Below are 15,501 nucleotides of genomic sequence, written 5' to 3' on the forward strand. Positions count from 1 at the left end.
GGCGCGCCCGCGTCTTGTGGCGGGCGCCGCTTTGACGAGCGTTGCCATGTTGTTGGCATCGTGCGCGACGGTGCGCGCGCCAGACCGACCGGACGTCGTCACCCTCGGTCGCAACCCGAGCGGCGAGCCTTGCGTCGCATCGCGCAACTGGTCCGATCCTGCCGTGCCCGATCCGTTCGCGCGGGCCTATGCCATCACCTGTCGCGGAGTCACCGCCAGTCGTCCGGTCGGCAGCATCCGCATCGTCCCGGCAACCGCGGCGGCGATGAAACCTATCGATGCGGTGCTCGACTGCGGGCCGGTCTCGCCGATGACGATCGCGGCCGGTGCGGTGCAGGTCAGGCGCTGCAACGACCGCGCGCTGGGGACCGCGACGGTCCGGATCGACATGCCGGTGGGCGAGACGATGCTGGTCGCGGATGCGCCGCCGTCGCTGCTCGGGCAGCTCGAGGAAGCGGTTGCGATCCTGGCGGGCACGAAGCGGCCGAGCGCGGACGCGATGCGGCCGATCGCGCCGACGATCGATCTCGCGGGGGTTGCGCCGGGGCGCACGACATCGTCGGTGGCGTCGACCACGACCACCGCGGGCGTGTTCGATCCCGCGACCGCGCTCGGCGAGGGTATCGGCTTCAACCACCGTGGTCTGCATGTCGAAGCGTCGCGCGTGCTGAACGACGCGCTCAGTCGCGTATCGACCACCGCCGATCCGGCGATGCGGGTCGACCTGTTGCTCGAGGCCGGGCTGGCGGATTCGAACATCCGCTTCAACGACGCGGCCAAGGAGCATTTCGACGAGGCCGATGCGGTCATGGCGGCGTCGCCGGCCAACCGATCGCTGTTCCTGATGCGCAAGCGCGATGCGTACCGCGCACTCGACCTGATTAACCGTCATGCTTTTCGCGAAGCCGCCGACATGCTGAGTCAGTCGACCGGTGCAGCGGTTGCCGCGAAGGATCCGCTGCTGGATCCGGCGACTCTGCGCCAGTTGAACCAGCCGCGCTCGAACGCTGCCGATGCGGTCAGCGCGATCGCGGTACCCGATACCGCCGACCTGGCGCAGCTGGTGCTCGATATCCAGGCGAAATGGGCGCTCAGCGTCGCACGGCTGGCGCTGGGCGACGATGCGGGGGCGCTCGCCGCGATCGATGCGGCAGCGCGGTCCTATCGCCCGCTCGAGAACGAGCGGATCAATCCGTCGCAGATCCTGTGGCTGAGCGCGCGGATCGAGCGCCAACGCGCGCGCCTGCTCGCGCGGGCAGGCAAGTCGGGCGCGGCGCTCGACGCGTTCGATTCCGCGCTGGTCAACCTCAAGCGCGGCGCGCTGGCGACCGGCGGTACCGGTGCCGAGCCTGCGATCGCACAGGCCGAACTGGAACGTGCAAGCCTGTTCGCGCGCACCAGCGCGCCACGGGCGGCAGTGCGGACCGAATATGCCCACGCGATCGACGCGATGATCGATGCCGATGTCGACACGCTGGCGACGTCGAACGGCATGGAGGAATATCTGGATCTGCTGGTCCGGGAAGCCGCGACCACGCCGCAGGCGGATACGTTCGCCCGGTTCTTCCGTGCGGTGCAGGCGACCGGCGAGCCGGCGATCGCACGACAGGTCAGCCAGCTGCAGACGGTGGTGACCGCCGATCCTGCCACCGGTGCGCTGGTCCGCGAACGCGGCGAGCTGGAGCGCGAGGTCACGCGGCTTCGCTATGCGATCTCGGCGAAATCGAGTGATGTGGCCGTGCCCGGCGCCAACGCCGGCGTGAAAACCCCGTCGAGTGATCTGGGCGCCGCGCGCGCCGCCGCCGAGCAACGGCTGCTCGACGTCGAGGCGAAGCTCGCCAGCGATCCGCGCTATCGGACGGTCGACGATCAGCCGGTCACGATCGAGGCGGTGCGCGCGGCTTTGAAGCCCGGCGAGGTGTTCCTGAAGCTGACGACGCTCAATCGCCGGATCTACGGCATGATCGTGAGCGCGGACCGGACCTATATCTACGCGGTCGCAGCCGACGCCGCGTCGAAGCAGGCGGTCGACGCACTGGCGTCGCAGGTTCGCGGATCGATCGACGGGGCGTTGTCGCAGGGCAAGCTCGTGCCGTTCGACGATGCGGCCGCCTATGCGCTGTTCCGCCTGATCGCGGGACCGGCCGAGCCGATCCTGGCGTCTGCACGGGCGCTCGTCGTCGATCCGTCGGGGCCGTTGGAGCGGCTGCCCGCGGGTGTGCTGGTCAAGCGCTACGACAAGGCGGCGGTGCGCGAGACGCCGTTCGATTTCTCGCGCACCGCGTTCCTGGCGGCGGACACGGCGATCTCGACCGCGCTGTCGCCGCGATCGTTCCTGGTGGCGCGTGCGTTGCCGCCGTCGCGCGCGCACAATCCGTTTCTCGGGTTCGGCCAGCACCGCCCGACCGCGTTCGGGCTCGGCGAGGCGGGGCGGATGATCAAGGTCGGCTTCGGCTGCACGGTCGGCGCCGGCCAGCTCGGCATGCTGTCGCAGGCGATCAAGCCGATCAGCGATCACGAACTGACGGTCGCGTCCGATGCGCTGGGCGTGCCGGGCGCGCCGCAGATGACTGGCGCGGCGTTCAGCGATACCGGCGTCGAGGCACGCGCCGATCTCGATCAGTATGAGGTGCTGCACTTCGCGACGCATGGTCTCGAGGAAGGGCAATGGGGCTGTGCGATGTCGCCGCCGGCGCTGGTCACGTCGTTCGGCGATGCGGAGTCGGACGGCCTGCTGAGCTTCTCGGAGATCGCCGGGCTGCATCTCGACGCCAATCTCGTCGTGCTGTCGGCCTGCGATACCGCGAGCGGCGTCCGCGATCAGGAACTCGCGCGCCGGTCCGGTCAGGAGGAGTCTGGCTCGACGCTCGAAGGATTGGTCCGCGCGTTTTTGACCGCGAATGCGCGATCGGTGCTCGCCACCTATTGGCAGGTGTCGGCGGAGCGCGAGAGCGAGGAGTTCATCAAGGTCTTCTATGGTGCCGCGCGGACCAAGACGATCGGGGTCGCGCTCCAGGACGCGCAGCGCGATCTGATCCGCCAGCCGACCTATTCGCACCCCTTCTACTGGGCGCCGTATTTCCTCGTCGGTGACGGCAGCAAGACGATGCTGTCGCCGCCGGCTGGGCAGCCGCTTGGCCAACCGGTGCGCGCGCCGATCATCACCGCCCAGCGATGAGCGTTCCGGGTGCAGCGAAAGGCTCGCCCGTGAGAGTGGCGACGGCGGCGGCTGCCGGCTTGGCGATGGCCGCGCTGGTCGTCGGTCTCGGGCCCCAGCTGATCGCCGCGTCAGGACTGATCGGGGCGGACGGGGTCTACGGCGAGACCGTGTTCACGCTGGCGATCTTCGTGCCGCTGCTCGTGATGGCGATCGTCGGCGGTCGATTGACGGGGATCGCGACGTTGAACCTTGGCAAGCGTCCGGGCGTGACGCTAGCGCAGGGTGCAGCGATCGGTCTCGGCGGCCTGTTGCTCGCGGTTGGCTACGCGGCGATCGCAGGAACGCTCGTTCGGGGCGCGGGAGCGCCGCTGTCGGTCGCGTCGCTGGTGATCGGGGCGGTCGTCGTCCTGGTCCAGGTCAGTGCGGAGGAAGCCTATTTTCGCGGCTGGCTCCAGCCTCTGGTCGCGACCGCCTGGGGGATGCGGATCGCAGTGCCGGTGGTCGCGATCGGCTTTGCCCTTCTCCACGTGGCGGGCGGCCTGCGCGGACCGATCGAACTGCTCAACCTGTTTGTTGGCGGGCTGGTGTTCGGCATCCTGGCAGCGCGCGGTGCCGGGCTGGCCGGTGCGATCGGCGCGCATCTGGCGTGGAATGGTGCGGAGCAGCTCGGGTTCGGGCTCGATCCCAATCCGGGTATCGGTGGCTATGGCGCGCTGGTCGATTACGATCTGGTCGGCAAGGCATTGTGGGGGGGATCGGACGCCGGGCTGAACGCGAGCGTCGCCATGACGATCGGCCTCCTTTCGCTGTTGGTGCCGCTGGTCCTACTGTCTCGCCGTCGTCCCACACAATCCTGAACCTCAGTTGGACCTGAGCGTCAGTTGGCGGCGCTTCGACGGGCATCGACGCGGTCGCGCAGGGCGTCGAACGCCTTCAGCGCCGCACCGGTCAGGGTCTCGCTGCTCTTGCCCATCTGGAGTGCGAGCGGATCGGTCGGCTGGCCGTCGATATGTACCTCATAGTGGAGATGCGGCCCGGTCGAGCGGCCGGTGGTGCCGACCTCGCCGATCTGCCGCCCTTGCACGACGCGTGCGCCCGCGATGATGCCGGGCAGGATCCGGTTCATGTGGAGGTAGAGCGTCTCCCAGCCATTGTCGTGGCGCAGCTTCACGAAATTACCGTTGGGCCCCTTCAAGCCGGCGAACTCGACCACCGCATCGCCCGAGGCGAAGATCGGCGTTCCGGTGGGCGCGGCGAAATCGGTACCGCGGTGCAGCTTCATGAAGCCGAGCACGGGATGTTCGCGCATACCGAACGGCGACGATATCCGCGCGCCGTCGATCGGCGTCCGCATCAGCGTGCGGACCGTACTGCGACCATTGGCGTCGTACCATTTCGGCCCGGTCGCATCCTTTTGCCCCGGTGCACCCTTCTGCCCCGGCGGCGCGAATCGATATAGCGCACGCGATTTTGCGGCGGTCTCGAGCGAGGCGTAGACGAGGACCGGGACGCCGACCGGGTTTCCCGCCGCATTGTAGCGCTGCTCGAACCCCGCCTCGAAGATGTCGCCGGGCGCGACTTCGCGCTGGAGATCGAAATCGAACGCGAAGGCGTTGGCGAAGTCGCTGACGAGCGTGTCGTTGATCCCCGCCGCGACTGCCGCGCTGTAGAAATCGCGCGCATCGAGCTCGCCGCGGACGATCGTCAGCCGCTGCACCAGATGCGCGGACAGGATCTGCTGCGTGAAGCCGCCGGCACCGCGCGCCAACGCGATTCCCGCGCCGTCTTCGCGGGTGGCGTCGAGATGGATGAGATGGCCGGACTCGATATCGAACACGAGGCGGACGTCGTCGCTCCCCGCACCCAGCGGACCGCGCGCGCGTGTCGCGGCGTCGTTGGCTTCGGTCGCGTCGACCCCTGCCGCGACGAGGCTCGGGCCGATCGCGTCGGCACCGGCGACGGTCAGGATGCGACGACTGGCGGCAACCGCGGTGGGGTTCGCGGGCGCCGTGGTTGCTGCGACCGATTGCGGTCCCGGTGCGGGCTGGCGATCCAGCATCGCCCAGACCGCGCCACCCGACGCGATGGCGAAACCCGCCAGGATCGCCGGAGCGAACTGTGCTACCGCCTTGGGGAAGGCGTGCGCCGGCGCTGGCGACAGTGGCGTCGGCTGTTGTTCCGGCGCGGGCCGAGGATCGCTTTTTCCCCAGCTTCGCGGATCGAACGAGGGGGACTGGGGCGTCGACCTGGGCGGCGGCACGGGCGGCGCAGTTGGTCGGCCTATATCCCAGCTTCGGGGATCGAACGACAGGTCGTCATCGTCGCTGTCGTTCAATCCAAATCGCCTTCAAAACTGCGCGTGCAAAGAAAGTTATTGTCTGAAAGCCTCGCGGGCGCAATAACCGCAAGTGTTTCCTAGTGGCGCACCGTGTGCCCTGACGTAACGAAACGGGGGCGGATCATTGGCTGGCAAGAACCGTGTCGCATGGCACGAAGGTATGTTCCTGCGGCCGCAGCATTTTCAGGCGCAGGATCGGTTCATCGATGGCTTGATTCGGGCACGGGTCGATTCGGTTCGGCCTTGGCCATGGGGCCTCACCGAACTGGTCCTCGATGAGGATCTGGCGACGCTCGGCAAGTTCGGAGTCGTCCGCGCCTCCGGCGTGATGCCGGACGGAACGCCGTTTTCGATCCCCGACGACCTGCCGCCGCCGCCGCCGCTCGACGTGCCCGCCGATGCGCGCGACGCGATGATCGCACTCACCTTGCCAGCACAGCAGTCGGGCGCGGTTCAGTTCCGCGATGCCGAGGGCGGTGCGCTCGAGGCGCGCTTCCTAGTGTCGGAGGCGGAGGTGTCCGATACCTATTCGGACGATCGCACGTCGGAGCCGATCGAGTTCGGCAGCCCCAATCTCCGCTTCGGCGTGACCCGCGACCAGCTCTACGGTCGGGTCACGCTTGGCCTCGCGCGCGTTCGCGAGGTGCAGAACCGGCGGTTGATGTTCGACGACCGCTTCATTCCGCCGACGCTCGACATCGCCGCCTCGCTGCGGTTGCGCGGTGCGCTCGCGGATATCGGTGGCCGTGCCGACCAGCGCGCCGAGGAACTCGCATTGCGCGCGGTCGAGGCGACCGATGGCGGATCGGACACGTTCGTCAGCTTCCTGCTGTTGCAGGCGCTGAACCGCTGGATCCCGGTGCTGGCGCATCTCCAGCATTTGCCGACGGTGCATCCCGAACGACTGTATGAATCCTTCATCGCGATGGCGGGTGAACTCGCGACGCTGATCCGGCCCGAGCGGCGGCCGCCGCCGCTGCCGCGGTACGATCACGAGAATCCGCAGACCTGTTTCGAGCCGGTGATCGACCTGCTCCAGTCGATGCTGTCGGCGATGTTCGACCGGTCCGCGGTGCAGCTGCCGCTCGAGCAAGCGGGGCCGGGGGCGTACGTCTCGAAGATCACCGACCATAACCTGTTTCAGACTGGCTATTTCTATCTCGCGGTGTCGGCCGCGTCGCCGGTCGAGGAAATCCGCAGCATCTTCCCGTCGATCGCCAAGATCGGCACCGTCCAGAAGATGCGGCAGATCGTCGACTCCGCGCTGCCGGGCGTCCCGTTGCGGCATACCCCGACGCCGCCGCCGCAGATCCGCGTGCTGCCGGGGCATGTCTATTTTGAGCTGGATCGCGGCGTTCCCGACTGGCGCGATTTCGCCACCGCGCCCGCGCTCGGTTTGCATGTCGCGGGTGATTGGCCGCAGCTCCGGATGGAGCTGTGGTGTGTGAAGCGAGCCGCAAGGTGAGCGTCGAGGACGGAAATGGCGGCAAGACCGTCTTTCGCCCGTCGCCGCTTCAGGGTCTGAAGCAGGGCGCGTCCCCGCCGCCGCCACCGGCGCCGTCATTCCCGCCGCCGCCATTCGCGCCAGCCGGGGGCGGTGGGCCAGCGGGGTTTCCGCCTGCCGATCCGGGCTATGGCACGCCGCCGCCATTGTCGCGGACTGGTATGCCGTCGACCGGAGGCGGCCTCGCCCCGTCGCGGCTGGCCGAGGACGATGTGCCGCTGCCGGCGACACCGCGGGTCGTGCGCAACATCATGTTGGCGGAAGCCGAGCCAGTGCTCGCGCTGGTAGCGAGCGTGCGCAGCGGGCGGGTGCGGCTGGCGATGCCCGAGTTCCACCGGCAGGCGAGCCAGGCGATCGCGCGGTTCGACCAGGCGATCGCGCCGCATTATTCGGAGGAAATGCGCCAGCGTGCCAAATACGCGGTCTGCGCCACCACCGACGACGTCGCGCAGAACCTGCCGGCGATCGGCACCGACGGCGCCGAATGGGCGCGCCGCTCGATGGTCGTGCAGTTCTTCCAGGAGAATATCGGCGGCGACCGGTTCTGGCAGCTGGTCGACGACATGCTGCGCGTCCCGAACGATAATTACGCGCTGATCGAGCTGTACCATGCCTGCCTCGCCGCTGGGTTCGAAGGCCGGTTCCGGGTCATGCCCGATGGCCGCCGTCGGCTGCACGAGATCATGGCGCGGCTTCAGGGCGCGTTGCCACATGTCCGGTCGCAGTCCGCGACCGAGCTGTCGCCGCGCTGGCGGGGCGAGACCGCGCCGGTCGGCAAGCTCGGCTTCTGGAGCCTGATCGCGCTGGCGTCGGCGATCGCGGCGGGGCTGTTGCTGCTGGTGTTCATCGTGCTGCGCCTCATGCTGATGTCGAGCGGCGACACCCCCGGCCAGCGGCTCGGTGCGCTCCGGCCCGAGGCGCGGCTGACTCTGTCGCGGCCGGGTGGGGCGATCGCCACCGCGGACAGCGCGCAGGCGAGCAAGCTCAAGCGGTTCCTGGAGCCCGAGATCCGCGAAGGCTTGGTCGTCGTCGAGGAGGATGCGCAGACGGTGCGCGTCCGCACCACGGTGGGCCAGTTGTTCCGGTCGGGTTCCGACGTGCTGGAGCCGGGGCGTGAGCCGCTGTTCCACCGCATCGGCCGCGCGATCGAGGACGAGAAGGGCGATGTCCTCGTCGAAGGCCATGCCGACAGCGACCGGGTCGCGTCGCTCGCCTTCCCCGACAACATGGCGTTGTCGCAGGCGCGCGCGGAAACGGTCGGCGATATCGTCCGCACCGAACTGAGCGAGACCGGGCGCGTCACCACCAAGGGGCTCGGCGACACCGTGCCGATCGCGAGCAACGACGATGCGGCAGGCAAGTCGCAGAACCGGCGCGTCGAGATCGTCGTGCCGCGGCGCTACTGACAGGATATCCAGTGATGCGGCGCTTTTTTGGCAATTGGTGGGCGGTGACGATCACCTGCGCGGTGCTGCTCGCGGCGTTGCTCGCGTTCGGCTTGCCGCTGTTCGTGAGCGCGATGCGGCCGCTTTGGGTGCGCATAGCGTGCGTCGTCGCGGTCGCGCTGATCTGGGGCCTCGCGGCGTTCCTGCGGCGGCGGCGAACGCGGCGCGCGGCGGATGCGATCGCGGCGGAACTCGCGGGTCCCAACGCGGTCGACGAGGAGGGCAAGGCGCTCGGCCAGCGGATGACCGAGGCGCTGTCACGGCTGAAGGGCGCGGCCGGCAAGCGGCGCGACTATCTCTATAAACAGCCCTGGTATGTGATCATCGGCCCGCCGGGATCGGGCAAGACCACCGCGTTGCTCAATTCGGGCTTGCGATTTCCGTTCGTCGAACAGGCGGTGCGCGGCGTCGGCGGGACGCGCAATCTCGATTTCTGGTTCGCCGACGAGGCCGTGCTGGTCGACACCGCGGGGCGCTACACGACGCAGGACTCGGACCATGCGGTCGACTCCGCCGGGTGGAACGCGTTCCTGTCGCTGTTGCGGAAACATCGCCCGCTCCAGCCGATCAACGGCGTCATGGTCGCGATCGGCATCGACGAACTGGTCCGCAGCGATTGCGCGAAGATCGATGCGCACGCGCGCGCGGTCCGTCGTCGGCTGGTCGAGCTGCGACGGACGCTGGAGGTCGCGGCGCCGGTCTATGTGGTGCTGACCAAGGCCGATCTGCTGGCAGGCTTCACCGAATTCTTCGACGACCTCGATGTCGAGGGTAGGCGGGCCGTGCTCGGCAGCACGCTCACCTTCGGCGACGGCCGCGCGAATGCCGAGACGCTGGCGAAGGCGTTCGACGAGATCGCGCAGGCGATCGCCGACCGTCAGGCCAAGCGGCTGTTCGACGAGAGCGACCCGCGCCGCCGTGCGCTGATGCTCGGGCTGCCCGCGCAGATGCGCTCGCTGCGGGCACGACTGATGCGGTTCCTCGACGGAGCGTTCGTGTCGGGCGACGAGCCCGGCGGCGTCCTGCGCGGCTTCTATCTGACGAGCGGATTGCAGGAGGGCGCGCCGCTCGACCGGATCATGGCGAGCATGGCCGAGGTCTACGACCAGCCCGCCGCCGCATCGGGGTCCAGCGGGCGCGCGTATTTTCTCAACCGGTTGCTCGGCGAGCTGATGTTCCCCGAGGCGGGGCTGGTCAGCACCGACCCGCGGGCAAAGGCGCGGATGCGCAGCCGCCTGATCGGGACGATCGCCGGGCTGGGGATCGCCGTCGCGCTAGTGCTTGTCGCATGGGGCGTGAGCTATGCGCGCAACCGCAGTTTCCAGGCCGATCTCGCGACCAAGGCGGGAGCAGCCGAGGCCCAACTCCGCGACGCCGGCGTCGATCTGCGCCAGGTCCGCGACGGCGATGCCGACCTGCGCGCGGCGCTGCCGGGGCTGAATGCGTTGCGCGCGCTGCCCCGCGGATACGCTGCGCGCGTCGCCGGCGGGCCACCGCTCGCGATGACCTTCGGCCTGTATCAGTCGAGCCTCAGCCGCGAGGCGGAGGAGACGTACCGCGAGGCTCTTCGCCGCGTGATGCTGCCGCGCCTGCTGCTGCGGCTGGAGACGGCGATGCGCACCGACGGCGCGGATCCGATGCGGCTGTACGAACCGCTCAAAGTGTATCTGATGCTCGGCCAGCAGGGCCCGATGGATGCCAAGACGGTGCGGGCCTGGGTGACGAACGACTGGGCGACTCAGGTCTATCCGGGGGCGGACAGCCAGGGCGAGCGCGACCAGTTGGCGCAGCATCTCGATGCGCTGCTGGGCGATACCGACATGGCGAGCGTCTGGCCGAACCGGAAGCCGCCGCTCGACGGAGCGCTCGTCGCGCAGGCACGTGCGGCGGTGCAGACGCTGTCGCTCGCCGATCGCGCTTATGCGGTGCTGCGGCAGAAGGCGGCGAGCGCCGGCGCGCCGTGGGAGATGGCGAACATCCTGTCGCAGGGCGACGCGCTCGCCTTCGCCAATCCCAAGCAGGTGCTGACCGCGCGCATCCCGTATTTCTTCACGCGCGCCGGCTACGAGCGCGCGTACATGGTCGGGCTGGCCACGGTACAGCAGGACCTGAAGCGCGACCTGTGGGTGCTGGGCGGCGATGCCGGCAACGGCGGCGTTCGCGACGAGATGAGCAACGTCCGGCCGGGGGTCGCCGGTCTCTATGCCAAGGACTATATCGCCGCGTGGGAAGGCGTGCTGAAGACGTTGCAGCCCGGCCCGTATTTCCGCGATCCGGTCGCGTTCGGGGCGTTCACCAAGAGCCCGTCGCCGCTGAAGCGCGTGCTGCTCGAACTGCGCAAGAACACCATCTTCGAGGGCGGTGCGAAAGCGGGGCTGGCGCGGGCGACCCGCTATGGCCTGAATCGATCGCGCTTAGGGCGCTTTGCGCAGGAAGCGAACCGCGACCGGGCCTCCGGGATCGATGCGGGCGAGGAGATCGCCGCGTATTTCCAGCCGCTCCAGGATTATGCCGGGGACGGACGCGGATCGGCGCCGGTCGACGAGTTCGTCGCCGCGCTGAAAGAGGCGGGGCAGGCGGTGATGGCCGCGCAGTCTGTCGGCGGCGGCGGCGGTGCGGATGCCACGCAGGCGGGCATGGCGACGGCGATGGCGTCGGTGAAGGCCGCCGCAGCCGGCGCGCCACCGCAGTTGCAGGGGTTCGTCTCGAGCGCGACCGGTGGCGGCGCGTCGGCGCAGATCGGCGCGGCGAAGGGCGCGATCGCGGATGCCTATGCGCAGACCGTCCTGCCGGCCTGCAAGGAGGTTGCCCAGGAGCACTACCCTTTCTTCGCGGCGTCGGCGCAGGATGCGTCGATGGTTGATGCGCTGCGCGTGTTCGGGATGGGCGGCGTCATCGACGGCTTCGTCCAGACGCGGCTGAAGGCGCTGATGCAGACCGATGGCCCCGTCTGGCGCTGGCGCAGCGAGGACCCGATCACCGCGTCGCTCAACCCGTCGAGCCCGGAGGCGTTCGCCAAGGCGGGGCAGCTGCGCGACCTGCTCGTCGGCGGCTTGCCGATCAAGATTTCCGTCGCGAGCTTCGGCAGCGACGTCGGCATGGTCGAAGTGGCGAGCGGCGGCACGCGCTATCGCTTCACGCCGTCGATCAACGGTGCCAAGCCGTTGCTGTGGTCGGCGAGCGGTGGCCTGCCCGAAGCGTCGGTTGTCCTCTATCGCCCCGGCCCGGCGCAGGCCGATCCGACCAGCGAGCCCAAGCCCGGCGCCGAGATCGCGCATTGGAACGCCGAGGGCCCCTGGGCGCTGTTCCGGGTGATGGACAAGGCCGACAAGCAGAATGCCGGGCAGCGGGCGATCAAGGCGCGGTTCGGCGACGGCGGCGGTGCGGCGACGTTGCTGGTCGGGCTGCCGAGCGACCGCAACCCGTTCAGCCGCGGTGGCCTGTGGTCGTTCCGCTGCCCCGGTGCGCTGTGACGGGAACCGCGCGATTGTTTGGCAAACTGCCCGCGCATGGCGACTTCGTGTCGCGCGGCTGGCGTGCGGATGAGCGGGAGGCGCTCGATGCCTGGCTGTCGACGTCGCTGGCCGACGCGCGGACGCTGCACGGTGCGGCGTTCGAAGAGCGGTTCGACAGCGCGCCGCCGTGGCGCTGCGTCCTCGACGTCGTCGAAGGTGGCCTGTCGGGTGCGCTCGCGGCCTCGCAGGATGCGGTCGGGCGACGCTTTCCGGTCTTCGTCGGGGTGACGGGAGCAGCGGACGCTGCGATAGCGGAGGCGTGCGAGGGCTTGCTGTACGACGCGATCGCCGGGGGCTGGACCGCCGATGCGCTGGTCGAGCAGGCAGACATGCTCATGGTCGCTCGAGAGCCGGCGGAACGATCCTGCCGGTGGTGGACGTTGGGCGGCGAGGCGTTCGCGCCCGGTGAGCGGTCCGCTGCGTATCCGGCCGACCTGATTCCCGCGATGCTGACCCCCGCCATATCGACGGTTGCGTCGTGAACGGCCGCACGTTGCGCACCGAAGGCGTCGCCGCGTCGCACGTCGGCATGGTCCGCCGCGCCAACGAAGACAGCTTTTGCGATCGCGGCGCGGACGGCGTGTGGGCGGTCGCAGACGGGATGGGGGGACATGCGCACGGCGACTGGGCGTCGCAGGTCCTGACCACGGCGCTGGCGGACGCTGCGCTACCCGACGATTTCGACGAGGCCTGTCGGGAGATTGCGGCGGCGATCCATGCGGGCAATGCGCGGATCTGGGCGGAAGCGCAGGCGCGCGGGCAGCAGATGGGCACCACGGTCGCCGCCTTGCTGGTGCGCGACGGTCGGTTCGGCGTGGTCTGGGTCGGCGACAGCCGTGCCTATCTGTTGCGTGACGGCGTCCTCTATCAACTCACGCGTGATCACACGCAGGTGCAGGAGATGGTCGACCGTGGCCTGCTCGAACCGCATGAGGCCGCCGCGCATCCGCGGTCGCACGTGCTGGCGCGTGCGGTCGGCGTCACCGCGACGCTCGAGGTCGATGTCGTGGTTGACGCGGCGGAGGCGGGCGACGTCTTCCTGCTGTGCAGCGACGGGCTGACCGGGCAGGTGGGCGATCCCGAGCTGACCGCGATGCTCGCCGCGGCCGATGGCAAGGCGGCGATTCGCGACCGGTTGATCGCGCTGACGCTGGAGCGCGGTGCCCCCGACAACGTCACGGTGATCGTCGTGACCACGGGCGAGCCGACCTTGTTGTCGCTGTCGCCGATGCCGGGGGGCTTCGCGTGACCGACGAGAGCGACCCGCCGATCAATGGCCGCCCTATCGATCATGGCCCTATCGATGATGGCCCGATCGATAGCAGTCCTGTCGATGATGGCCGCACCGTCTTCGTGCCGCAGCAGCCCGACCAGGCCACCGTCTTCGAAGCCGGATCGGCGACACCGCCGCTCCCCCCGATCGCACCGCGCGTGGCGGCACGGGGCATCAAGGTCGGCGATGTCCTCAACCACATCTTCGAGGTGAAGCGCTTCATCGCGCGCGGCGGCATGGGCGAAGTGTTCGAGGGCGCCAACATCATCACCGACGAACGCGTCGCGATCAAGGTGATGCTGCCCGCGCTCGCCGCCGACGAGAACGTCATCACGCTGTTCCGTCGCGAGGCGCGGACGCTGACTCATCTTCATCACGAGGCGGTAGTGCAGTACCGCGTGCTGGCGCAGGAGCCGCAGCTCGGCGTGCTCTACATCGTCACCGAATATATCGACGGCACCAACCTGTCAGATGTGCTGAAGACCGTGGAGGCCTCGCCCGAAGCGCTGGTGGCGCTGCTGCGGCGGCTCGCATCGGGCTTGCAGGCGGCGCATGCGCTCGGCGCGATCCACCGGGATATCTCGCCCGACAACATCCTGCTCGGCGGCGGCGATCTTGCGCGCGCGAAGATCATCGATTTCGGGATCGCCAAGGATCTCGACCCCGGCACCGCGACGATCGTCGGCGACGGGTTCGCGGGCAAGCTCGGCTATGTCGCGCCCGAACAGCTTGGCGACTTCGATCGCCGGCTGGGGCCGTGGACCGATGTCTACAGCCTGGCGCTGGTGATCCTGGCGGTCGCGGCGGGGCGCGACGTCGGGCTCGGCGGGTCGCTGGTCGATGCGGTCGACAAGCGGCGGGCGGGACCGGACCTGTCGCCTGCGCCGGAGGTTCTGCGGCCGCTGCTCGCGCGCATGACGAAGGCCGATCCGACCGCACGTATCGGCTCGATGGTCGAGGTGCTGGCGGAGATCGCGAAGATCGAGGCAGTGCCGGTACCGGTCGAAAAGCCGGCGACCTTCCCGGTGCGCTGGATCGCGCTGGGGATCGTCGCCGTCATCCTGCTGGCGTCGCTGGTCGTCTATGCCACCCGCCATCGCTCGGCTCCAGCGACCGCGTCCGTGGCAACCGCCAGGCCCGCGATGGACGGCATCGACGACGTCCGCAGCGCCGTCGCCTCGGCGCTGCCGTCGGTCAGCTGTACGTGGCTGCGGATCGTCAGCGTAACGCAGGGTCGCGACCAGCCGCAGATCGCGCTCACCGGGGTCGCCGGCAACCCGTCCGCCGCGCAGGCCGAGATCAGCCACGCGCTGGCGTCGCAGGGCGGCAAGGGGGCCGTGCTGGATTTCTCGGAGGTCGCGCCGATCACGCCAGCGGGGTGCGCCGCGCTCGACGCCTATCGCCAGATCGGTGCCCCCGACGACACCCGCCTGTCGGTCGCGCAACGCAAGTTCGAGATGCGCCGCCAGACGGGCGACTCCGCCTATGCCGGGACGAGTGCCGCCAGTGCGATCGTCAAGATCGCGGTGCGCGATCCCAAAACCGATTTCACGCTCGTCGGGCTCGAACCCTCGGGCAAGATCGACATGCTGATCCCCGATCGCGCCGCGTTCCGCGCGCAACTCGCGAGTTCGCGCAACGGCGTGCCGATTACGGATCTCGGCGGTGACACGTATCGGCTCCAGATCGATCTCGACCACCAGGGCTGGTCGGGCTTGCTGCTGATCACCGGCCGCGCGCCGCTCGACCCGGCGGTCGTTGCGCCGCCGCTCGGCGCGCGGGGCGCAGACTGGCGCGACCGCCTCGTCTCGCTCGCCGCCGAACGCGGCTGGCAGGCCGACATGGTCTGGTTCAAATCGATCGATGAGCAGAACGACTGACGACGGAACGATTCTTCGATGCCGTTTAAAATCTATACCAGATGAACCGGATCAATCCTGACATCCAGATGTCCGGATTGATCCGAGATCTTTGAAGCGGATTGTGGGACTATCTTTGCCGAGGCCATGTGACTAGCGTCAGAATGCGAGGGCGCCCGGTCATAACGGAAGCGTCAAGCAAACGCCCGAGCGCGGCCTTGGAATCCACAAGACCGTGAAATTATATCATTCCAGCAATGCTGCTGACCAGAGCGCAAGAAATCGCCAACTTCGGAAAATAGCGGATAAAAAAGAACTTTATGGCGGTGGCCCGGAGGTCGGTATATCTTCGCGCTCGACCTGATCTTATATCTGCGTACCGTCTGCACCGGCCGTCTTTCGGCAGT

Annotated in this window: 9 protein-coding genes; 8 read left to right on the forward strand and 1 reads right to left on the reverse strand. The window is 68.8% G+C overall.

Features of this window, described 5'->3' with window-relative positions:
* Nucleotides 1–46: 46 nt before the first annotated feature.
* Nucleotides 47–3,178, forward strand: coding sequence for a CHAT domain-containing protein (locus tag C8J47_RS05375; protein WP_147454283.1), 3,132 nt, complete (start codon nt 47–49; stop codon nt 3,176–3,178).
* Between the two features lie 29 nt (nt 3,179–3,207).
* Nucleotides 3,208–4,017 carry a CPBP family intramembrane glutamic endopeptidase gene (locus C8J47_RS05380; RefSeq protein WP_147454284.1) on the forward strand — a complete coding sequence of 270 codons (810 nt, stop codon included), beginning with the start codon at nt 3,208–3,210 and terminating at the stop codon, nt 4,015–4,017.
* A gap of 20 nt (nt 4,018–4,037) precedes the next feature.
* On the opposite strand, the gene C8J47_RS05385 is transcribed toward C8J47_RS05380, so the two are convergent.
* On the reverse strand, nt 4,038–5,495 hold the full coding sequence (locus C8J47_RS05385; RefSeq protein ID WP_121884790.1) for a M23 family metallopeptidase: 1,458 nt from the start codon (nt 5,493–5,495) through the stop codon (nt 4,038–4,040).
* Between the two features lie 127 nt (nt 5,496–5,622).
* On the opposite strand from C8J47_RS05385, the gene tssK reads away from it, so the two are divergent.
* Genes tssK through C8J47_RS05415 form a run of 6 tightly spaced genes read left to right on the forward strand, consistent with a single transcriptional unit; the run spans nt 5,623 to nt 15,115 of the window.
* On the forward strand, nt 5,623–6,963 hold the full coding sequence (gene tssK, locus C8J47_RS05390) for a type VI secretion system baseplate subunit TssK (RefSeq protein WP_121884791.1): 1,341 nt from the start codon (nt 5,623–5,625) through the stop codon (nt 6,961–6,963).
* Nucleotides 6,939–8,408: a type IVB secretion system protein IcmH/DotU gene (gene icmH, locus C8J47_RS05395; protein WP_259467370.1), complete on the forward strand. Its 1,470-nt coding sequence runs from the start codon at nt 6,939–6,941 to the stop codon at nt 8,406–8,408. Before tssK ends, icmH begins: the two co-directional genes overlap by 25 nt.
* 14 nt (nt 8,409–8,422) lie before the next feature.
* Entirely contained in the window at nt 8,423–11,920 is a 3,498-nt protein-coding gene (gene tssM, locus C8J47_RS05400; protein WP_121884793.1) for a type VI secretion system membrane subunit TssM, read from the forward strand.
* A 14-nt stretch (nt 11,921–11,934) separates the two neighbouring features.
* Nucleotides 11,935–12,444 (forward strand): type VI secretion system-associated protein TagF, encoded by a 510-nt coding sequence (gene tagF / locus C8J47_RS05405; RefSeq protein WP_183129027.1) that lies wholly within the window; start codon nt 11,935–11,937, stop codon nt 12,442–12,444.
* A complete protein-coding gene (locus C8J47_RS05410) occupies nt 12,441–13,211 on the forward strand; it encodes a PP2C family serine/threonine-protein phosphatase (protein WP_259467371.1) in 771 nt (256 codons plus the stop codon). The genes tagF and C8J47_RS05410 overlap by 4 nt, the downstream gene beginning before the upstream one ends.
* Nucleotides 13,208–15,115 (forward strand): serine/threonine-protein kinase, encoded by a 1,908-nt coding sequence (locus C8J47_RS05415; RefSeq protein ID WP_121884795.1) that lies wholly within the window; start codon nt 13,208–13,210, stop codon nt 15,113–15,115. The genes C8J47_RS05410 and C8J47_RS05415 overlap by 4 nt, the downstream gene beginning before the upstream one ends.
* The last annotated feature ends 386 nt before the right edge of the window (nt 15,116–15,501 follow it).

Source organism: Sphingomonas sp. PP-F2F-G114-C0414, from assembly GCF_003688595.1.
Classification (GTDB): Bacteria; Pseudomonadota; Alphaproteobacteria; order Sphingomonadales; family Sphingomonadaceae; genus Sphingomonas.